Source organism: Psychroserpens burtonensis DSM 12212, assembly GCF_000425305.1.
GTDB lineage: Bacteria > Bacteroidota > Bacteroidia > Flavobacteriales > Flavobacteriaceae > Psychroserpens > Psychroserpens burtonensis.
Genome location: NZ_KE384348.1, coordinates 105,331 through 126,704 on the forward strand (window position 1 = coordinate 105,331; position 21,374 = coordinate 126,704).

General features: G+C 32.5%; 21 protein-coding genes and 1 pseudogene. 8 read left to right on the forward strand and 14 right to left on the reverse strand.

Annotated elements, in window-relative coordinates; genetic code table 11:
* Positions 1 to 31: 31 nt before the first annotated feature.
* Positions 32 to 1,438, forward strand: a complete 1,407-nt coding sequence (locus H593_RS0118080) for an MBL fold metallo-hydrolase (RefSeq protein ID WP_028873707.1) — start codon at positions 32 to 34, stop codon at positions 1,436 to 1,438.
* 16 nt (positions 1,439 to 1,454) lie between these two features.
* On the opposite strand, the gene H593_RS0118085 is transcribed toward H593_RS0118080, so the two are convergent.
* The 8 genes from H593_RS0118085 to H593_RS0118120 all read right to left on the reverse strand — a co-directional run bounded on the left by H593_RS0118085 (position 1,455) and on the right by H593_RS0118120 (position 8,145).
* Positions 1,455 to 1,730: an ATP-dependent Clp protease adaptor ClpS gene (locus tag H593_RS0118085; protein ID WP_028873708.1), complete on the reverse strand. Its 276-nt coding sequence runs from the start codon at positions 1,728 to 1,730 to the stop codon at positions 1,455 to 1,457.
* 128 nt (positions 1,731 to 1,858) lie between these two features.
* A complete protein-coding gene (locus H593_RS0118090) occupies positions 1,859 to 2,692 on the reverse strand; it encodes a M57 family metalloprotease (RefSeq protein ID WP_028873709.1) in 834 nt (277 codons plus the stop codon).
* A 234-nt stretch (positions 2,693 to 2,926) separates the two neighbouring features.
* Positions 2,927 to 3,763, reverse strand: coding sequence for a 50S ribosomal protein L11 methyltransferase (gene prmA / locus H593_RS0118095; protein ID WP_028873710.1), 837 nt, complete (start codon positions 3,761 to 3,763; stop codon positions 2,927 to 2,929).
* Positions 3,764 to 3,904: 141 nt separating this feature from the next.
* Positions 3,905 to 4,654, reverse strand: a complete 750-nt coding sequence (gene tpiA / locus H593_RS0118100) for a triose-phosphate isomerase (protein WP_028873711.1) — start codon at positions 4,652 to 4,654, stop codon at positions 3,905 to 3,907.
* Between the two features lie 36 nt (positions 4,655 to 4,690).
* On the reverse strand, positions 4,691 to 5,182 hold the full coding sequence (locus H593_RS0118105; protein ID WP_028873712.1) for a TlpA family protein disulfide reductase: 492 nt from the start codon (positions 5,180 to 5,182) through the stop codon (positions 4,691 to 4,693).
* A 1-nt stretch (position 5,183) separates the two neighbouring features.
* Positions 5,184 to 6,260, reverse strand: coding sequence for an ABC transporter permease (locus H593_RS0118110; RefSeq protein ID WP_028873713.1), 1,077 nt, complete (start codon positions 6,258 to 6,260; stop codon positions 5,184 to 5,186).
* A 238-nt stretch (positions 6,261 to 6,498) separates the two neighbouring features.
* A complete protein-coding gene (locus H593_RS0118115; protein ID WP_028873714.1) occupies positions 6,499 to 7,593 on the reverse strand; it encodes a BT_3928 family protein in 1,095 nt (364 codons plus the stop codon).
* A 12-nt stretch (positions 7,594 to 7,605) separates the two neighbouring features.
* Positions 7,606 to 8,145, reverse strand: coding sequence for a DUF1599 domain-containing protein (locus tag H593_RS0118120; protein WP_028873715.1), 540 nt, complete (start codon positions 8,143 to 8,145; stop codon positions 7,606 to 7,608).
* 128 nt (positions 8,146 to 8,273) lie between these two features.
* Between H593_RS0118120 and folP the strand changes: the two genes are divergently transcribed.
* The 5 genes and pseudogenes from folP to H593_RS0118140 all read left to right on the forward strand — a co-directional run bounded on the left by folP (position 8,274) and on the right by H593_RS0118140 (position 11,447).
* Positions 8,274 to 9,095, forward strand: a complete 822-nt coding sequence (folP, locus tag H593_RS0118125; protein WP_028873716.1) for a dihydropteroate synthase — start codon at positions 8,274 to 8,276, stop codon at positions 9,093 to 9,095.
* Complete coding sequence (locus tag H593_RS20330) at positions 9,096 to 9,803, forward strand: hypothetical protein (protein ID WP_051229826.1); 708 nt, start codon at positions 9,096 to 9,098, stop codon at positions 9,801 to 9,803. It abuts the gene before it with no gap.
* 37 nt (positions 9,804 to 9,840) lie between these two features.
* Positions 9,841 to 10,623, forward strand: a complete 783-nt coding sequence (gene cdaA / locus H593_RS0118135) for a diadenylate cyclase CdaA (RefSeq protein ID WP_028873717.1) — start codon at positions 9,841 to 9,843, stop codon at positions 10,621 to 10,623.
* 159 nt (positions 10,624 to 10,782) lie between these two features.
* Positions 10,783 to 10,935: pseudogene (locus H593_RS21640) on the forward strand (DUF3667 domain-containing protein); the annotation flags it as partial.
* A 53-nt stretch (positions 10,936 to 10,988) separates the two neighbouring features.
* The gene (locus tag H593_RS0118140; RefSeq protein WP_147231396.1) at positions 10,989 to 11,447 is read left to right on the forward strand and encodes a hypothetical protein; all 459 of its coding nucleotides are present in this window, start codon (positions 10,989 to 10,991) and stop codon (positions 11,445 to 11,447) included.
* A gap of 171 nt (positions 11,448 to 11,618) precedes the next feature.
* Here the strand turns inward: H593_RS0118140 and H593_RS0118145 are convergent, their stop codons facing one another.
* The 5 genes from H593_RS0118145 to truA all read right to left on the reverse strand — a co-directional run bounded on the left by H593_RS0118145 (position 11,619) and on the right by truA (position 17,763).
* A complete protein-coding gene (locus H593_RS0118145; RefSeq protein WP_028873719.1) occupies positions 11,619 to 14,111 on the reverse strand; it encodes a carboxypeptidase-like regulatory domain-containing protein in 2,493 nt (830 codons plus the stop codon).
* Complete coding sequence (locus tag H593_RS0118150) at positions 14,093 to 14,737, reverse strand: GLPGLI family protein (protein WP_084142377.1); 645 nt, start codon at positions 14,735 to 14,737, stop codon at positions 14,093 to 14,095. Before H593_RS0118150 ends, H593_RS0118145 begins: the two co-directional genes overlap by 19 nt.
* A gap of 237 nt (positions 14,738 to 14,974) precedes the next feature.
* Entirely contained in the window at positions 14,975 to 15,163 is a 189-nt protein-coding gene (locus H593_RS20945) for a hypothetical protein (RefSeq protein ID WP_147231398.1), read from the reverse strand.
* Between the two features lie 83 nt (positions 15,164 to 15,246).
* Entirely contained in the window at positions 15,247 to 17,013 is a 1,767-nt protein-coding gene (locus H593_RS0118165; protein WP_028873721.1) for an ABC transporter ATP-binding protein, read from the reverse strand.
* On the reverse strand, positions 17,014 to 17,763 hold the full coding sequence (truA, locus tag H593_RS0118170) for a tRNA pseudouridine(38-40) synthase TruA (RefSeq protein ID WP_028873722.1): 750 nt from the start codon (positions 17,761 to 17,763) through the stop codon (positions 17,014 to 17,016).
* A gap of 151 nt (positions 17,764 to 17,914) precedes the next feature.
* Between truA and H593_RS0118175 the strand changes: the two genes are divergently transcribed.
* Positions 17,915 to 18,412, forward strand: a complete 498-nt coding sequence (locus tag H593_RS0118175) for a metallophosphoesterase family protein (RefSeq protein WP_028873723.1) — start codon at positions 17,915 to 17,917, stop codon at positions 18,410 to 18,412.
* Between the two features lie 452 nt (positions 18,413 to 18,864).
* Here H593_RS0118175 and H593_RS0118180 read toward each other — a convergent pair whose 3' ends face one another.
* A complete protein-coding gene (locus tag H593_RS0118180) occupies positions 18,865 to 19,275 on the reverse strand; it encodes a DUF4293 domain-containing protein (RefSeq protein ID WP_028873724.1) in 411 nt (136 codons plus the stop codon).
* 228 nt (positions 19,276 to 19,503) lie between these two features.
* On the opposite strand from H593_RS0118180, the gene rho reads away from it, so the two are divergent.
* Positions 19,504 to 21,261: a transcription termination factor Rho gene (gene rho / locus H593_RS0118185; protein ID WP_028873725.1), complete on the forward strand. Its 1,758-nt coding sequence runs from the start codon at positions 19,504 to 19,506 to the stop codon at positions 21,259 to 21,261.
* Positions 21,262 to 21,374: the final 113 nt, after the last annotated feature.

Sequence of the window (21,374 nt, forward strand, 5' to 3'; positions counted from 1 at the left end):
GCTTTTTTAGATAATTGAAATTGATATTCTTATGATAATCGAACAAATATATACAAACTGTTTAGCACAAGGCGCTTACTATATTGAATCTAATGGAGAGGTTGCCATAATAGATCCACTTCGTGAAACACAAGCTTACATAGAGAAGGCTGATAAAAACAAAGCCAAAATTAAATATATTTTTGAAACACATTTTCATGCAGATTTTGTTTCAGGACATATCGATTTAGCAAAAAAAACTGGCGCGACAATTATTTATGGGCCAGGAGCTGAAACTTCCTATGAGATTCATTCAGCAAAAGATAACGAAGAATTTAAACTAGGAAATATTACTATTAAAGCCTGGCATACTCCTGGTCATACTTTAGAGTCAACAACTTATTTGTTAATTGACGAGAATGGAAATAATCATGCCATTTTTTCTGGTGATACTTTATTTTTGGGTGATGTTGGGAGACCTGACTTAGCAATAAAATCTGATTTAACAAAAGAAGATTTAGCAGCTATGTTATTTGATTCTCTCCGGAATAAAATAATGCCTCTCGCAGATGATGTCATTGTTTATCCAGCTCATGGTGCAGGTTCTGCCTGCGGAAAAAATCTGAGCAAAGAAACTGTGGGAACTATTGGAGATCAAAAAGAAACCAATTATGCCTTAAGAGCAGACATGACTAAAGCCGAATTTGTAAAAGAAGTATTAGACGGCATTGCTCCTCCTCCACAATATTTTGCAAAAAATGCCATGTTAAATAAAACAGGCTATGATACTTTTGAAACTGTATTAAAAACAGGAAACATCGCTTTATCTCCTGAAGACTTTGAAGCTATGGCTAATCATGAAGAGGCTTTAGTACTTGATGTGAGACCTCAAAGTGACTATATAAAAAGTCATATCCCTAATTCAATTTTTATTGGTCTAAATGGTACATTTGCACCTTGGGTTGGTGCTCTAATTAAAGACATCAAACAACCTATAATTTTAGTAGTTCCTGATGGTAAAAGTCAAGAAGCGGTGACACGTTTATCCCGTGTAGGTTATGATAATACTTTAGGATATTTAAAGGGTGGTATTGCCGCTTGGATTTCCGCAGGAAAAGACATTGACACATTAGAATCTATATCTGCCACAGAGTTTTCAAACCGAGTTAAAACAGGTAATGTTAATATTCTAGACGTTAGAAGAGACGGTGAGTTTCAAAGCATGCATCTTGAAGATGCTAAACATTTTGCTCTAGATTTGATTAACGAGCAAATGAATGATGTTTCTAAAGACAAAACCTATTATATCCATTGCGCTGGTGGCTACAGAAGTGTCATCGCTGCCTCTATTTTACAAGCACGAGGATTTCATAAACTAGTGGACATAGCTGGTGGTTTTGATGCAATTAAAACCACAGATTTACCGATGACAGATTTTGTTTGTCCATCGACATTGTAAATTTAAACATACGAAGCTAAATTATCTCGGCACTTAAACCGGCTTCTAAAAGCATTGTACAACGAGGCTCTAACTCTTTATACTCCCCTGTTTTCACAGTACATTGGCCCTTATAATGCACCAATATCGCACATTGTTCTGCCTGCTCTGATGTATGATCACATGCATAGATTAAGGTCTCTATAACGTGATCAAATGTATTGACATCGTCATTATACAATACAATCTCATTGAGAGGTAACTCGAGAGTATCAACGAGGTGTTCTTCTTTTACTTTTTCTTTTGTGCTCATTATTTGGTGCATAGCAATTTATTTAATGAGGTTGATGATTCCGGTTTTGCAAAATTAGAAAAAACTCCTCAATAAAAAAAGACTTCTATTCATAGAACAGAAGTCTTTTAAAATTATTGCAACGTCTATTAATACATAATATTTAGTGCATTGACATCGTCAGTTCCAAATTCTCCGTCTTCACTTGTACTAAAACAAGCTAACATTACAGACGTCTCTGGATTATTACCTCCTAAATCTATTGCTCCGGCTTGACCGGCGCCTTCATTAACGTTTTGACCACAACTTGCTCTATTAAACCAATCTGTATGTCTAAAACCTACAGAGTGACCAATCTCGTGTGTTATAACATGTTCTACTACATTAGTGTCATAAATATCTAAACCATAAATTTGAACAAATTTATTTGGATTACCATTACTAGGGAATCCAGCAGAACCTCCTGAACCAGATTGATTTGGATTATGATAAACCACCATATCTTTAGATTGGTAATCTGTACCAAACGTTAATTGGAAAGAAATAGAGACACTACTCAAAGCATTGTAATTATTGACTGCCCATTGTAAGGCTGTTCTCTCTTTTGTAGAAAGACCAGAGCCTCCACCTCCAGTGTAACCAATTATAGTTATGGTCTTACCTTGAGACACTAAATTATTAGTTCGATAATTTCTAGACAATCCGTCTTCTACTAAAGGACTTAAAGCGATGATTTCCTTTTCACTCATGTAGATATCACCTTCTAGTTCTATCATTTCTTTTGTAGTGCCATCAGGCAAGTAGAAATCGACAATTTTAACATCGTTGGTATTTATCTGTAAGTCGGCTAATTTTGCTAATATTTCTGTAGAAACTGCTCTTTCAACAGAGACTTCTTCGATTGGGCTGTCATCTTTTTGACAAGACTGAATACTAAACATAAGGCATAGACAAGCTAGTGCCACAAATTTTATTTTTTTCATTTTTGCGTAAATTAAGTTAATAAGTGAGATTTACGTAAATTGGGGCGAGCTGGACAACGGTGATTATTTCATTGAAATTATATTGTTATCCAGGCTGTGATAATTATCAAATCAAAGTTAACTATTTTAAAAATAAAAAAATTACGGTTTTTCCGTAATTTTAATACATTTTGATTTTTTTATGTTAAACTTTTGAGCAATACGTCGGAGAAACAAAATAATACTGAATTATTCTTATTTTTTAAACTTTAAAGCTACCCAGTTATTTCTTTTTAATGTGTCAACATGAACTAGATCCTGTTTATTACACTCGGCTTTAATTATTGCGATATCTTCACTGTAAAACCCACTTAAAAATAATAGTCCCTCTTCATTTAAAGTCTTGACATAGGTTTCTATATCATTTAATAAAATGTTTCTATTAATATTAGCAATAACGATATCATAATGCCTCCCTGACAATAGACTTGCATCTCCTTCTACTACTTTGATATGTTTACAGTTATTTCTTTCTACGTTTTCTAAACTATTGAGATAGCACCAATTATCAAAATCTATCGCATCTAAAGGTTTTGCGCCTTTCATTTCTGCTAGGATAGCTAAAACCCCTGTCCCACAACCCATATCTAAAACCGATTTACCTTCAAAATCATTCTTTAGAATATGTTGAATCATCATATGTGTCGTTTCATGGTGCCCTGTACCAAAACTCATTTTTGGCTCTATAATGATATCAAATTCGGTATCTGGCTTTTCGTGAAAAGGTGCACGAACCGAACATTTATCATCCACAATAATAGGATTAAAGTTCTTTTCCCACTCATGATTCCAATTGACTTGCTCGATTTCTTCGGAAGTAAAAGATATTTCAAACTCCTCTGAGTCTAAGATTTGAATATCATTAAGGATTTTATCATGATAGTCTTCTTTTTGAATGTATGCTGTCACGCCCTCTTCTGTCTCCATGAAGCTTTCAAAGCCCGCATAGCCTAATTCCGCAATTAAAATTTCGACTCCTAGTTGCACTGGTTGTACTTTAAAATAGTAACCTAAATAAATAATGTTTGACATTGGTATGGTAGTGGTTTTAGCACGTAAGTGCGTTAGCGATAGAAATGGCATCCTTTTTTGTAGTTCTCAAAAAAGATATCATAGATAGCGCGACCAAGACAATGCTCTTTAGCATGTCTTGGTAACGTCCAAATTAAATTTTTAAAATGCGTTTACAATGGCATAGAAATCGTCTGCTTTTAGAGCTGCTCCTCCAATAAGTCCGCCATCAACATCAGGTTTGCTGAAAATTTCTTTAGCATTGCCAGGTTTTACGCTACCACCATAAAGAATGGACATGTCATCTGCAACTTGACTACCATAGGTATCGTTTAATGTTTGTCTTATAAATTTATGCATATCTTGAGCTTGCTCTGGGCTTGCCGTTTCTCCTGTCCCTATTGCCCAAACAGGTTCATAAGCTAAAATGATATTTTTAAATGCTGAAGCTTCTAAATGAAACAAGGCATTCTTAATTTGAGAGCCTACTATCGCCTCCTCACTGCCAGCTTTACGATCTGCCAATTCTTCTCCAAAGCAAAAGATTGTTCTCATATCGTTTGCCAGTGCTGCATCTACCTTTTTTGCTAACGATTCATCTGTTTCATTGTAATAAGCGCGACGCTCGCTATGACCTAAAATAACGGTTTTTATACCAATACCTTTTAACATACTTGCGTTTACTTCTCCTGTGTAAGCACCGTTATCTGCGAAGTGCATATTTTGTGCTACCACTTCAATATCGTCTTGCCTTGTCGCTTCAAAAGCGTGCCATAGGTTTGTAAATGATGGCGCAATCATCACCTCTGCATTTGACGTTTTTGTATGTGCTTTTAAATCTGAAATTAATGCTTCTGTTTGCGCCAAATCATTATTCATTTTCCAATTTCCTGCTACAATATTTTTTCTCATTAGTGTTGTATTTATATTTCCGAAGAAACTTATATTTTACTTTAAATGTTCTTTTATTTTTAGATCGTTAGCTGTTATAGCTCTAAATAATTTAATGTTACTTTCGCTATCAACAACCATATATCGCGGTACCCAGTCTAAATCCATAAAATCGCTAAAAGGCCCATCCCAACCTGACGGCATAAAATAATGCACCCCTGTTATGTCATATTTTTTAATACTGTTTTTCCAACTCTTTTGCGTTTTATCCATAGATAAAAACAGATAAGTAACATCTTTATGTTCTTCTTGTAATGCTTTTAAATCTGGTAAGCCTACAATGCAATCTCTACACCAACTTGCCCAAATATCTATCAAAACTTTTTTTCCCTTATAGGTCTCTAAAATTGTTTTGAGGCTTTCCTTTTCTCCTTCAGGATTTACAAAAACAGCATTCAAAGCAGCTTCTGAAAATTGAGTTGGCTCTGGTTGCGCTTCACAGTTTGTGATACAAAGACAGATGAATACCGTGTACATTATATTTCTCATACTATTCTAATTTCACTTTTGGGTCGAGCCATCCATAAATAATATCGACAAATATATTAATGATTATAAACAATAGTGCTATAACTAAAACTGCTCCCATTATTACTGGTAAATCTAATGTATTGAGCGCATTGACTATTTCTTTGCCAAGACCATTCCAGCCAAAAATATATTCTACAAATACGGCTCCTGCTAACATCGAAGCAAACCAACCTGAAATTGCTGTTACTACAGGGTTTAAAGCATTTTTTATAGCGTGTTTTCTGATGATCTGAAATTCGCTAAGCCCTTTGGCTCTTGCTGTTCTAATATAATCTTGGTTAAATACTTCTAAAAGTGAATTCCGCATTAACTGAATAACAACTGCTAAAGGACGAATCCCTAAAACAACGGCTGGAAGTATAAGGTTCTTCCATTTTATAGTCACTTTTTCTCCAAAATCATCAAGCTCGTATAAGCTTCCTGTCATTTCTAAATTAGTGTACTTATGAATCACAAAACCGAAGAACCATGCAAATAGAATAGCACTAAAAAACGAAGGTACACTCATGCCTAAGGTGCTAAAGATTTGAATCGTTTTATCTATCCATTGGTCTTTATAAAGTGCAGATATTATACCAAATAAAATACCTAGCACAATAGCAATAATAATTGCTGAAACGGCTAAAACCGCTGTGTTTGGAAGTGTCTCTCCAATAACTTGCGATACTTTTTTACCTTGTTTGGCAAACGATTCTCTTAAGTATGGAAACTTGATAACTACTGTTGTATTGCCAACAGTAAACAATTTTGATGCTGAATATTTACCAGCTTTTAAATAGGTGTAGTCGTCTTGGTTTAATGAGTGAAATGAAATAGGATTTAAATCATTTAAATAATATAAATACTGAGTTGAAATAGGTTTATCAAATCCATATTTAGCTTTCACAGTAGCTATTTGCTCGCTATCTTCATTTTGTCCAAGCATCATTTGTGCAGGATCTCCTGGTAACACATTAAATAAATAAAATATGACTGTTACTACACCTAGAAGAGTGAGTAATGCGTAAAGGATTTTATTTAGGATATATCTTATCAGGTGTTTATTGTTTGTTGTTGAGTTGTGCTTACGCGTCTTTGGGTAAGCTCAATTATTATTTCTCAGAGAGACGTAAAGTCGCAAAACCTTCTTTGATTAATCGTTTGTTATTACTCCAGAGTTATGACATATTATTTATTCACCATGAGGTTAACTCTCTAAGGCTTTTGTAAATACTTTAATGTAATTAGAGTATTGCTGTTTTATGATTCAACTGCAAATCTATGACTTCTAAAAACTATAATTTAAGGTCAGCAATATCATTCCAATGTACTTTTTGAGTTACTGTTCCTTTTTCTAAAACAACAACGCCTGGATTTGCTCTTACTATAGTTTTCAATACTTTTTCATCACACAAATAAAAATCAAAATCTAGATTATAAGTGTTTCTTATTTCTTTTTTCTTTGCTTCACCAGAGGCAGTTACACCAATTACAGTATAGCCTTTTTTCTGAGCTTCATCTGCCATTGCCTTAAATTTCTTCATACCATCTGCTTCTGTTTTCTCTAAGCTGTAAGCGACAATTATGACCAATTTATCCAACTCTAAAAACTGCTGTGTTAAATCTTCATCTTGGGACTCTATAGAAAAATCTTGAATTTTAGGCACATCACCTTCTTCAACTAGTCTGGTATCTACACCTATAATTTCATCGTATTGTTTTGGCCCACGACCTCTATCTGTTATTGTTTTTTCTTCACCATTGATTTTGTAAGTCCAGACATAATCTGTTACCGATTTTTGAGCATCTGCTGGCAATTGCATGTTCTCCTGTAGGTTATCTCCTATTTTATAAGCTCTAAAATCGAACGCTGGTAAGTACATCAACACATGATAACCAAACCATAGACACACGATAAAACTCAATAATGCAGTAACTGTTAATCCAAATTTGCTAAATATTGATTTAATATGACGATGACCAATAAACAAAACAACGATCATTACCAGCAAAATCACATCCTTCCAAAACGATTGCCAAGGGGACAATTTTAAGAAATCTCCAAAACATCCACAATCTTTTACTTTTTCAAAAAAGGCTGCGTAGAAGGTCAAAAATGTAAAGAAGACAATCATCGCTAATAAACTCCAAACCGTAAATTTAGGTTTATAACCAATGAGCAAGAATACGCCTAATACTACTTCAAAAACGACCACAAATATTGCAAGCCCTAAAGCAAAAGGTATTAACGATGGTATATTGAGAACATCATAACTAAAGTATTCTTCTAGTTTATATGAAAACCCTAAGGGGTCATTGAGTTTTATAAATCCTGAAAAAATAAATAATCCTCCTACGAATACTCGACATATGTTTACTAGTGCTTTCATGTTCTATTTTTTTTATGCTTCTTTTAAATGAATGAGTGCAAATGCCGAATAATTAATCATATCCTGATAGTTGGCATCAATCCCCTCACTTACTAATGTTTTTCCTGCATTATCTTCAATTTGTTTTACACGCAATAATTTTTGTAAAATCAAATCGGTTAAACTACTCACACGCATATCTCTCCAAGCTTCACCATAATCATGGTTTTTATCCATCATGAGTTGTTTTGTAATCGCAATTTTACCATCATATAATTCAATAGCTTCATCCAAAGATAAATCTGGTTGTTCTACCACACCTTTTTCTAATTGAATCAAAGCCATTGTGCAATAATTGATAATACCAATAAACTCGCTCACTTCACCTTCATCAACCTTACGCTCGTTGTTTTGTTGCAAACCTCTAATGCGTTGGGCTTTGATATAGATTTGATCGGTTAGCGATGGTAGTCTTAAAATTCGCCAAGCACTTCCATAGTCTTTCATTTTACTTATAAAAAGACTTCTGCATGTTGAAATCACAGCATCATATTGTTTTGAAGTATCTTGCATTTAAAACATTTAATTTTCCGTAAATTTCGCTTAAATAGTTCAGAGTTCAAAGTGCAACGTTCCAAATTCAAGATTTTTATGAATATCGGATGTTTTTGAGCCTCTAAAATAAAATTCGAAAGACGGCTATGACCATAAATTGTAAAGGCAAACTTATAGATTTATCAACTCCTAAAATCATGGGAATTCTCAATGTGACTCCAGATTCTTTCTATGATGGTGGCAACTATAAAAATACGATGGCCATTATGAGTCAAGTAAAAACCATGACATCGCAAGGCGCAACGTTTATAGATGTTGGTGGTTATAGTTCTAGACCTGATGCAGATGATGTTTCGGTAGACGAAGAGTTACAACGTGTGATCCCAATAATTGAAATGATTCTTAACGAATGTCCAGATACGCTCATTTCCGTAGACACTTTTAGAAGTCAAGTCGCACAACAAGCTATTAAATCTGGAGCATGTATGGTAAATGATATTTCTGCAGGACATTTGGATGAAGAGATGCTTAAAACGATTGCCAATTTGAACGTGCCTTACATTATGATGCATATGAGAGGTAATCCTAAAACGATGAAAAGTCTCACCAATTATGATGATTTGGTTGCCGATATTCTCTTTTATTTTTCTGAACGAATTGCAAAAGCTAGAGCACTAGGAATTGTTGATTTAATTATTGATCCAGGCTTTGGATTTGCAAAAACTTTAGAGCAGAATTACGAGTTACTTAATAAATTTGAGTTATTACGAATGACCGACTTACCCATTCTTGCTGGGTTATCTAGAAAGTCAATGATTTATAAGACTTTAAATAGTTCTTCGGAAGAGGCGCTTAACGGAACCACAGTTTTCAATACCATTGCCTTACAAAAAGGCGCTAATATTTTGAGAGTTCACGATGTTAAGGAAGCTCTGGAATGTATTACACTAACCCAACAACTGCATTAAATGAAACACTTGTATCTACTATTGGTTTCTGTCGTGCTTTTTTCCTGCGGAAATGAGCGTATTTTACAACTTCCAGAAATTGAAAATGCAAAAATCACCGAAATTAACGATGTGTCTCATGCCTATTTATTTTATGATGAAACAAAAGAAGACAGCATAGAACTCAACCGGAAAAACTTGATTATTACGACCAATTGGTTGGTTAATGTGGATAAACGATTGACACTTGCTCAAGCGATTCCGAAGATAAAATTCTTACAGGAGAAAAAGCGAAATGCGGAATTGCATAAAAATGAAGATGCTAAGAATTACTTTACTTGTAACGATACGAGTATTAAAAATTTGGGGTTTTTGGAGTTTACGAATGTTGTTTACGACTTAATCGATATAAAACAAGACTCTACTGGAATACAAACTCTAAAATCAAAAACTGAATCTAATAATATGGCTGGTTATCATGCACAATCAACTTTATCACTAATTATAAATGAAGACAAAAAAATAAAAATTGGAAATGAAATAATTTTCATTGAAGAGCTTTCTAAAACAATGGAGTACTTGGTAAATGAATATAATTTTATTGGGTTCCATCTAAAATTATATTTAAATCAGAATTTGAGTTTTCAAGATTACATCTCAATAAAATCAAAAATTTCTACTTTAGAATCTGATACAATCTCAATTGCTAACAACGAGTTCATATATTAACCAATAATTATTACATTTACGCTAAACAGCTTTCAACTTGGATAAATTCAAATTTTGGGATTTCGGGATAATAGACTTTATAGACGTTTTTCTCGTCGCTATTCTACTCTACTATGTCTATAAACTAGTTAAAGGTACTGTTGCTGTCAATATTTTTATTGGGATTATTATTATTTATTTGGTTTGGAGAGTTACTGAAATCCTAGATATGTTTATGCTCCATCGTATTTTTGATGGTTTTATTAAAGTGGGAATTATTGCCCTTATTGTTGTGTTTCAACCCGAAATACGAAAATTTCTCCTCATGGTTGGCTCCACCAATTTAAGTGGTAGTGGTAAGTTTTTCAAAAAAATGAAATTCTTAAAAACCGAAGTGGAAACAGAAACCGATATCAATGCACTCGTAAATGCCTGCGAGAGAATGGGACAATCTAGAACCGGAGCCCTTATTGTATTAGAACGCAATAATAACCTAGATTTTTTGACTAGTACTGGTGATGAAATGAATATTAAAGTCACGCAACCTATTATTGAAAGTATCTTTTTTAAGAATAGTCCGCTGCATGATGGTGCCGTTATAATTGAGAACAATGTAGTGAAGGCGACACGTGTAATTCTACCCGTTAGTAACGAGCAGAATATTCCGCAACGTTTTGGGTTACGTCATCGAGCCGCTGTTGGTATTACAGAAAAAACAGATGCAGTCGTTCTTGTGGTTAGCGAAGAAACCGGCCAAATTTCTTACCTAAAAAACGGCGAATTTGTGATGTTTGAAACCATACAAGATTTAACGGCACTTCTTTACCAAGACTTGATTTAGATGGATTGTAATAACTGTAATAAGCAACTTTTAAAAAATAGTAATTTCTGTAATAACTGCGAGGGAAAGGCACAAGAAATCGGGTCTCCCCTTCAAAAATCTATTTGAACACGTTGCTAAAACCCTCTTTAATTATGACAATAAGCTCTTAAGACGTTTGTTGATTTGTATAGGAAACCAGAAGCTGTAATTGACAGCTATGTTCAAGGTGTTATAAAACGATATGTGAATCCTATTAGTTTCTTTGGAATATCACTGTCGCTAAATGGTTTATCTCTATTTATAATAAAAAAAAACACCTACAATATCTAGATAACTCTCATTTATTCCAAGGAGAAATATTCAATAATCCAACGTCTAAACAAATGTTGGAAAACTCATCTAATTCATCCTTAGAATATGGCTCTTTAATGTTATCTGCAATGATTCCTTTGATGGCGATTATATCCTTAATTGTATTTTATGATAAAAATTACAACTTTACCGAACACATAATTGTTTACCTATACAGTATGTCTGCCCTCACTATAATATCTATACTCTTTGGGCAAATTGTTCTTTTAATTATTCCAGAATATTATTTATTATTTGCACTCATATTGTATGTTGCATTATTCATTTATCACTGTTATGCTTTTAAACGTATTTTTAAACTTAGCGCAGGAGATTTAATACTTAAAATGTTTTTATTTTTTATTGCATTTTTTGTTTTCCATATCGCTTTCGGCATTATTATGGCGATCATTATGTTTATCAATGGTGACTTTCAGCAAATGATGAAAGCACAAAAAGCAGCTAAGGAAGTAGCTTTAGCTTTCTACTAACTAGCCTCAGACTTTAAAAACTGTAGATCGAAATAATTAAAACCGATAGTTTATACCAAACATAAAATATCGATTAATCAAAGGTGTTCTTGAAGTAAATGTTGTAATATCTGTAAGTGAAAAAATATCGAAAGACTTATTATTATAAAGATTATTAATTCTTAAAAATGATTAAAAATTACTGTCTTTAAATTGATATTTAGCTTCAATGTTAGTAAAATAGTAAGATCTCTTATTCTTAGGTAAATTGCCAAATGTATAACGCTCATTAATAATAGAAAGATCTATAGTTTCAAATAAAGCCAAATCAAGATCCAAAAATGTTTTGTTGTTGGTATTATCGGCTTTGGAACTATTTATTTTGAATGCAGTTTTAGTCCATTCTGTTCCTAAAATAAAATTAAATTTCCCATTAAATGCAGACCTCATTTCAAAGCCATAATTTAGATTTGTAGAGCTTACATTTCTTTCAAAATTATTTATAATGTCCTTATAATTAGATTGAGTGTAGGAGGTTTTTAATTTAAAATTAGAGGATATGAAATTTATATATCTATCAAAATTAAGACCAATAAAATAATTATCACTATCATCCAAAACTATTTGTTCTGTCGTATTAAAATCTAAAGAAATAGATGAATTAGACGATATAAAATTTTTGTTTTGAGTATATCTAAGATTTAAGTTAGCTGAAAACTTATCTGCCCAATTACCAAATCTATAATTTAAATACATTACATTATTTCGTAATAAACTACTATCATCCAACCCTCTAAAAAATGTTCTATAATTAAATTGTACAAAATCGTTAAAGGTATTTCGGGCATCTGTAACATTACCATTAGTTTCAAATCCTGTAATCAATTCATGCTTTTTATTGGGTTGATACTTTAAATTTAAACTAGTATTTAAAAAATAATAACTAGAAATAGTTTCACTATTTCTTATATTTAAATTATTGTAATTTAAATTAATGTTTGAAAAAACATCTACTTTCCCAATGGAAAGCCTAAATCTATTATTCAAGTAGAATAGATTTGTACTTAAGTTAAAATCATTTTGAAAGTCATCATTAGCAACAAAAACATCCTCGCCATCATTAAAACTCAAATTTGAATTGATCGCATCATTTCTATTTTTATAACCCAAATAACCTTCATAATTAAAGTGTGTTCCGTTAGACAAATAACCAAGTTGTATTGTTTTAAGATTCATTTTAGAATCAATTACAGAAACAGATTGCTCAAAAGTTTGTGATTCATTCTCAGGATAGAAGAAATCACCATATAAATAGAGTTTTACAATGTATTCTAAAGGTTTAGCCTCATTGATATACTTTGCATAAACGACTAGTGCAGAGCTATCTCGTAAACGAGACGTGTAATGAATAAAATGATTATGTCTAGTGGTAGTTGAACCTAAATCTTCATTAATATCTATTTGGTTTTGAACGACGTCGGACAAGCCATTTGACCTTAATTTATAATATGAACCTTGATATTCAAAACGTTCATTTTTACTTAAATCCCATTCCACACTTAGTTTACCTAAACCCAATCTATCTTTAGTTCTTGTGTTAAAATCTTCCACTAATGTAAATGAGTCTTCAGTAATAAAATTTGTAATATTCTGACTCAAAAATGCTTTGTTGTCAGAAAACAAAATACCTAATGTTTTTATTTTTAAATTGTCTGACACATTAAATATTGAATTTACATTTGCAAACTTAGAGTCGTTGAAATTGACAAACCTATTATCAAAAACTGGTCTCACTGTATTAAGTGTTGTTAATGTATAATTACTTTCTTTTCTACCTAAATTAAAACTTTGATCATCATTTTTACTACTTAGAATCCCATTAATATCTGAAACAACATCATCACCTATAGTATTAAAATCAGTCAACACGTAATGCTTACTTTTTTTCAATAAAGAGATCAAATTACCATTTAAATCATAACGATCTGGCTCTGCATATCCTAATTCCACATTACCAAATAAGTTGGCTTTTCTATCTTCTTTTAAAGTTAAATTTAGTGCAATATCTTGAGTATCTCTAATATTTTTAAGCAAAGGATTTCTACTGTAATTTTGCAATACTTCAATTTTATCTATGACTTCTGCATTTAAATTTTTGGTTAATACAGAATAACCGCCTTCAAATAAATCATCATTATCAATTTTTACGTTGGTAATTAGTTCGCCTTGAAATTTCAAAGTGCCATCTAATTCAACAGTTATTCCAGGTATACTGCTCAAGAGACCCTCTACGACAGCATTCTTTTTCTTATTAAATGCATCTGCTTTAAAAATAATAGTGTCCCCTCTAATTTCAATATCTCTTTCAACATGAATAATTACCTCATCTATAACATTTATCTTATCTCTTAATTTAAAGTCGACAATTTCGTCTTTAGATAAATCTACAACTTTAGAGATTTTTTCATAGACCATAGATGACACTTCCAATTTATAAGTCCCTTTAGATAAATTACTTATTCTAAAAAATCCATTATTACTGAATGTATATGTTTTTAAAGAATCGTTTTTAAAAACCAAAATATTAACACCATCAACCGATCTATTTAGAGAATCTTTTACTGACCCACTAATCTCAAATTGAGCAAATAAAAAATTGCAATTTTTCAATTCTCTCTTTCCCATTCAAATTTCAATTCTAAGCCTCCTCTTTTCTTTTTCTTTTGGCCCGGAGCTTTTTGGAAATCTCTAGACATCTTTGAAAGAATTATGGAATGTCCATCTTCGGTTTCATCATACAACTTGACATACTCTCTTAAAGATAAGTTTTTCAATGAATTTAAATAAGCATTTTGCTGTTCAATAAATTCTAGAACATCAGTCTTACTATCATTTGTTATTTTAATCAAAGTCCACTTCAATTTATTCTCTGTATCATAAATTAAAACTGGTAATCCTGGAAAACTATTAAACTTCCAAGGACCAAAATTTACAGGAACGCTCAAATCTACGTAAGCTACATAATCTCTTCCTCTAAATTTTGAAACCATTTTTATACATTCTCTGCGATTTACTAGTTGTTCTGCTCCAGTAGAAATCCATTGCAGTTTCTGTAAAACCTCATCGGTACGAATAACTTCGTTACCTACTGAATAGGTATCAATATGGTTGTTCTCTTTTAAAAGACTCACATTATTTTCGATACCATTACCCGCAGATATTATATTGATATTAGGCACTCCTGTTTGTTCTGCAAAAGTAAGCCTTTCAATATTTTCTAAAAATTCTGTTTTCGATGTATTATAATAAATATTACCATCTAACTCAAAAACATAGCCTTTTTTTTTACCAAAGCTTTACCTAAATTATAATTAACTTCGTATTCAAACAAAGGTATAGAATCATTATTTTGACTATAAATAAAGAACTGACTAAAAAAAGCTATGTAGATAAAATGTTTCATTTTATAAGTCAAATATTGTAGGAACCATTTTCAAATATGATGATTGCATAAAATTTCCATTTGCTAAAGCTTGTGCGCCAGCATCTCAATCTGCTGCTGAAGTACGACTATAAGAGATATAACTAACTTGAGAAGTTTCGCCTGTTTCTCCATCAGTAAAAGAAAGTGTAACTCGACAAGGCTCATTATATTCACTAAGTTTTTCCACAGAACTAAAACTAGACATTCCTATGAATAGGAAGCAAAGCATAGGCAATAAAAATATTTTTTTCATAATATTTATGTTTTTAAATTAGTACTACCCAAACATAAACAAGATAATTATAGAAAAATTACTATACTTAACAGTTTACTAATCTAACTAGCCTCAGCCTTCAAAAACTGAACTTCATATAGATTTCTATAATACCCTTTCTCAACTTTTAAAAGTTCGGTATGGGTTCCTTTTTCAACAATTTTACCAGCATCCATTACGATAATTTGATCTGCTTGTTGAATCGTTGCTAGACGATGCGCAATAACGATTGAGGTTCGTCCTTGGGTAATTTTATCTGTGGCGTCTTGGATCAGCTGCTCAGAATAGGAATCTACAGAAGACGTCGCTTCATCCAACACCAAAATACTAGGGTTGGTTACATAAGCTCTTAAAAACGAAATCAACTGTCGTTGACCAGAAGATAACATCGCACCGCGCTCTTTCACATTATAATGATACCCATTTGGAAGACTCGAAATAAAATCATGAATTCCAATATCTTTTGCTGCTTGTATCACTGTTTCTTCGGAAATAGTATCATCCTTAAGTGTAATATTATTCAAAATAGTATCAGCAAATAAAAACACGTCTTGCAATACAACCGCAATTTGAGAACGCAAGGACTTTAAAGTCAGGCTTTTTGTATCGATACCATCGATACAAATAGTCCCGTCTCGAATATCATAAAACCGATTTAATAAATTGATAATTGTTGACTTCCCTGCACCTGTAGATCCAACAATGGCGATGGTTTGTCCTGCTTCAACCTCTAACGAAATACCTTGAAGCACTTCTTCATCTTCTACATAAGAAAAATGGACATCCTTAAACGAGATATCGCCATTAAACTCAGTGGCAATGGCAGTACCAGAGTCATCGATTTGGGAAGTGGTATCGAGAACTCTAAAAACACGATCTGCTGCAACCATTCCCATTTGTAATGTATTAAATTTATTTGCAATTTGGTTTAAAGGCCTAAACAACATAGGTACATACATGATGAAGGCAAATAAATTACCTTCAGTAGCGGTTCCCTGAATAACAACCATCAATCCTCCAACCCAAATAATAGTTCCTAGGGTTATGGATGACAAAAGATCTGCAATTGGAAAAAAGACAGAGTTATACCAAACGGTTTTTAACCAACCTCTTTTATGACGCTCATTAATAGCTTTAAACTTATTAAACTCGGTATCTTCTCTTGTAAATAATTGTAGAATTTTCATCCCAGTAACGCGTTCTTGAACGAAAGAATTCAAATTAGACACCTCGTTCCTCACTTCCTCAAAAGCACGTTTCATGTACCTCTGAAAAATCTTAGTCGCAAACAACACTATTGGCATAGTAATAAATGCAATGAGACTTAATTTCCAATTCATATAGAACATCATTCCACCAACAACCAACATTTTGAGAAGATCACTAAATATCATGAACAAACCTTCACCAAATATAGCTGCGATACGCTCCATATCTGTTACTGTTCTTGTGATTAAAACACCAACAGACGAGCTGTCATAGTATTTCATTCTAAATCTAAGAACATGATCATATAATTTAACACGTATATCCTTAACAATAGATTGCCCTAGCCAGTTAGCGTAATAAATAAAAAACAATTGACTAACCACCTCAAGGATTAACAACACTAACATCAAGATCACGTAAAATAGAAACCCGTCGTACTGTTTTACAGCGATGTGATCGTCAATAGCTATTTGTAAAACTAAAGGTCTCAAAGCACCGAAAACGGCAAGACCAATCACACAAATCAAGGATACAATAAATACAGATCTATACGGTTTAATATATAGAAGCAATCTCTTAAACAAGGTCAAATCAAAGACTTTATTCTTTTTGTTTTCCATTTAGTTAATTACTTTTTTTATACTTTCTGGATACCCAACGTTTACAAGATACAATCCATGAGCTGGAACAGAAAAGCCCGCTTCACCTCTATCTTTAGATTTTAAAATATCATGTAATTTCTCTAGTTCTAACTTACCTAAACCTATATTAATTAGTGTACCTACGATGGCTCTGACCATATTTCTTAAAAAACGATCTGCTGTTATAGTAAATACTAATTCGTCATTTTCAACTTCCCATTGGGCTTTTATTAGTTTACAATAATACGTATTTACATCTGTTTTTACTTTTGAAAAGCATTGAAAATCTTTATACTGCAATAGAATTTCACAAGCCTTATTCATTAATTCTACATCTAATGATTTCTGCAAGGCATAAGCAAAATCAGAGTTAAATACATTTTTACTCGTTGAAATTTTATAATGATACGTTCTACTTAAAGCATTAAATCGTGCATGAGCATCCTCTTTAACTTCAAAAATAGCTGTAATCGCTATATCCTTTGGAAGAAAAGAATTCAATTTAAAAACTATCTGTTCTGATAATTTTTTATCGAAATCAAAATGAGCAAACATCTGCGAAGCATGAACTCCTGTATCAGTTCTTCCTGCTCCAACCACAGCTATATCCTGCTTTAAGATTGTAGACAAAGTGTTCTCTAAAACCTCTTGTACGGAAATAGCATCTGGCTGATTTTGCCAACCATGATATACTTTCCCGTTATATGATAATTCGATAAAAAAACGCAATAGAAATGGTACTTTTGTGAAATCCAAAGATAATTAGTTTTATTGTTATCATATTACATTAACACAATTAAAAAAAATTCTTCGGAAATTTCTTAAGAATAGATTTATAGATATTAATTTTAAAAGATTTCTGCTTTAGTAGACAATAAATATGACAAAAATCTTATTACTTTCTGATACTCATGGCTATATAGATAATGACATCTTAAAATATGTTAAACAAGCTGATGAAGTCTGGCATGCTGGAGACATTGGAGACTTGGAAGTCACCGATAAAATAAAAGCTCTAAAACCTTTAAGAGGTGTTTATGGAAATATAGATCATGCTAAAGCGCGATTAGAATTTCCTGAAAACAATAGATTTATGTGTGAAGATGTTGATGTTTGGATCACTCATATTGGAGGTTATCCTCCAAAATATAATATGCGTACTCGAGACTTAATCAAAGCAAATCCACCTCGCATTTTTATTTGCGGCCATTCACATATCTTAAAAGTCATGCCAGATAAACGCAATAATCTCATCCATATGAATCCAGGAGCTGTGGGGAAATATGGATTTCATAACGTAAGAACAATGCTACGTTTTACCATTGATGGTTCAAAAATAGAGAATCTTGAAGTTATAGAATTTCCGAAGCGATATTAATAAAGTTTTAAAATTTCCGAAGAAATTTTATTTACTATTTATAATAGATAAAACTGATGCACCAAAGCCAATGCATATTGACCATCCTAAAGATAACGACTCACACTGATAGAGTAAGAAACTAATTGCCAATGCTGCAAAAAAATACATTAAACCATTTTTAAAGTTATTCATCGACACAGGAACTTTCATAATATTTCTAGATTAAGCTTTAAGTAAATGTAGATTATTTTATGATTGATTTTAGTTAAATTTTCACTTTATAAAATGTAGATATTTAATAATGTAATACTTATTTCTGAAGACAATAAAAATTAAAGATCCCATTATGCAACGCGATTAGTTCAACCAATAAACACCAATGTGCTGCGTTTTTGAGATTTAGTTTTCACTAAAAAAACCCAAGGTCTTCACCTTGGGTTTACGCACTAAAATAATTAAGATAATAGGTTTTATCGCAATCGATCAACAGATTTGACGAGATCTTCATCCTTTTTTATGGCTTTATTGGCCAAGACCAATAATACGATAGATAAAATAGGTATAAATATCCCAACACCTTTCTCTGAAATATGACTCTCTCCAGGTGGCATTAGTAATTGATACACAAAAAATCCTAATAAAATAAAATTTAATATTATGTTGAGTCGTCCCAATACAAATTGAAACTTCCTGTTTTTAAAACTAAAAATAGAAATTAAAGATAATAAAGCAGATCCAAAAAACAAACCTAAATACAAGTATTCATCTTTTGCAAAAACAGGAAGATCTTTACTGTTTGTCCATAAGTGCAATACAAATATCAAACCTGCAGATACTGCTACAGATAATAAAAGGTATATAGTTTGTATGCGTTGTATCATATTTAATTCTCTCTAACGAGGTACAAAATTAATAGTTTCTTTTTAAAAGTAGTATTAAATTTTAAAAATAAAATTGTATTATTGCAATAACAACTGCTACACTCAGAGTAGCAGTTGTTTAAATCTTCAGATTTTTTTCAAATTTTTCACATTATTATATTTTTTCAAAAAAAGAAAAGTAAGAAATAAATCCATTTCAAAGAATAAACTTAATTAGTATAAACATACATGTTCGAAATTTCCGAATTAAAAGCAAAAAAGCTTCCTGAACTTCAGGATATAGCTCAAAAACTTAACGTACCAAAATACCGTACGTTAAAAAAATTAGATCTTGTTTACCAAATCTTAGATTTCCAAGCAGCCAACCCAGATGTTGTAAAGCAAGAAGTCGCTGCTCCGATTAGTGCTCCTGATAAAAAAGTAGAAGACAAGAAGTCTGCACAACAACGTAAACCAAGAGCACGTGTTGAGAAAAAGAAAGATGAGAATCCTAATCCTACGCAACAAACAATGGAATTGGATGAGAAGAAAGACGATGAGTCATCTAAAACTTCTACCAACGATAAAGATGAAAAGTCTCCAAAGTCTGACGAACAGAAAAAAGATATTAAAAAAAATAATCAAAATATCGATAATCGTCCTAAAAGTCCTAACGATAACAAGCCTAATCCGCGTCCAAAGGATGATAATAAGCCGAATCCTCGCTCAAAGGATGACAACAAGCCTAATCCGCGTCAGAAGGATGACAACAAGCCGAATCCTCGTCAAAAGGATGGCAATAGACCAAACCCTCGTCAAAAGGATGGTAATGTCCATAAGAATAACGGTAACAAAGATAATCGCAATCGTTACAGAGAACCAGACTTTGAATTTGATGCTATTATAGAAAGTGAAGGTGTTCTAGATGTAATGCAAGATGGTTACGGTTTTTTACGTTCATCTGATTACAACTACTTATCATCTCCTGATGATATATATGTCTCTCAATCACAAATTAGATTGTTTGGATTAAAAGTTGGTGATACCGTTTTAGGAAATGTGCGCCCTCCAAAGGAAGGTGAAAAATACTTCCCATTAATCAAAGTCAATAAGATAAACGGTCAAAGTCCAAATGTGGTAAGAGACCGTGTTGCTTTTGAGCACTTAACACCATTATTCCCGGAAGAGAAATTTAACATTGCTGAAAAGCAAGCGACGATCTCTACGCGTATAATGGATTTGTTCGCACCAATTGGTAAAGGACAACGTGGTATGATTGTATCGCAACCAAAAACAGGTAAAACGATGTTATTGAAGGATGTTGCCAATGCAATCGCTGCTAATCACCCTGAAGTATATCAGATGATTTTATTAATTGATGAACGTCCAGAAGAAGTCACAGACATGCAACGAAATGTGCGTGGTGAAGTCATTGCTTCTACTTTTGATAAAGAAGCTCACGAGCACGTAAAAATTGCAAATATTGTTTTAGAAAAAGCAAAACGTCTTGTAGAATGTGGCCACGATGTGGTAATTCTATTAGATTCAATAACACGTCTAGCAAGAGCTTATAACTCTGTACAACCTGCATCGGGTAAAATATTAAGTGGTGGTGTAGATGCCAATGCTTTACACAAACCAAAACGTTTCTTTGGTGCAGCACGTAACATTGAAAATGGTGGATCACTTACTATTATCGCTACAGCCTTAACTGAAACAGGTTCTAAGATGGATGAAGTCATCTTCGAAGAATTTAAAGGAACTGGTAATATGGAATTACAACTAGATCGCAAGATTTCTAATCGTCGTATTTTCCCAGCTATTGATTTAACATCTTCAAGCACGCGTCGTGATGATATTCTATTAGATGAAACAACAATTAAAAGAATGTGGGTAATGCGTAAATACCTTGCCGACATGAATCCTGTAGAAGCGATGGAGTTCATTAACGAAAGATTTAAGCAAACAAGAAACAACGAAGAGTTTTTAGTCTCTATGAACGGATAAACTTGTTTAAAATATTAAACCAAAAAAAAAGTCTTGAACTTAATAAGTCAAGGCTTTTTTTTTGTGTTTATATGAACTGGTTTAGTTTATCTAGTTCGAAATTTAATAGAACT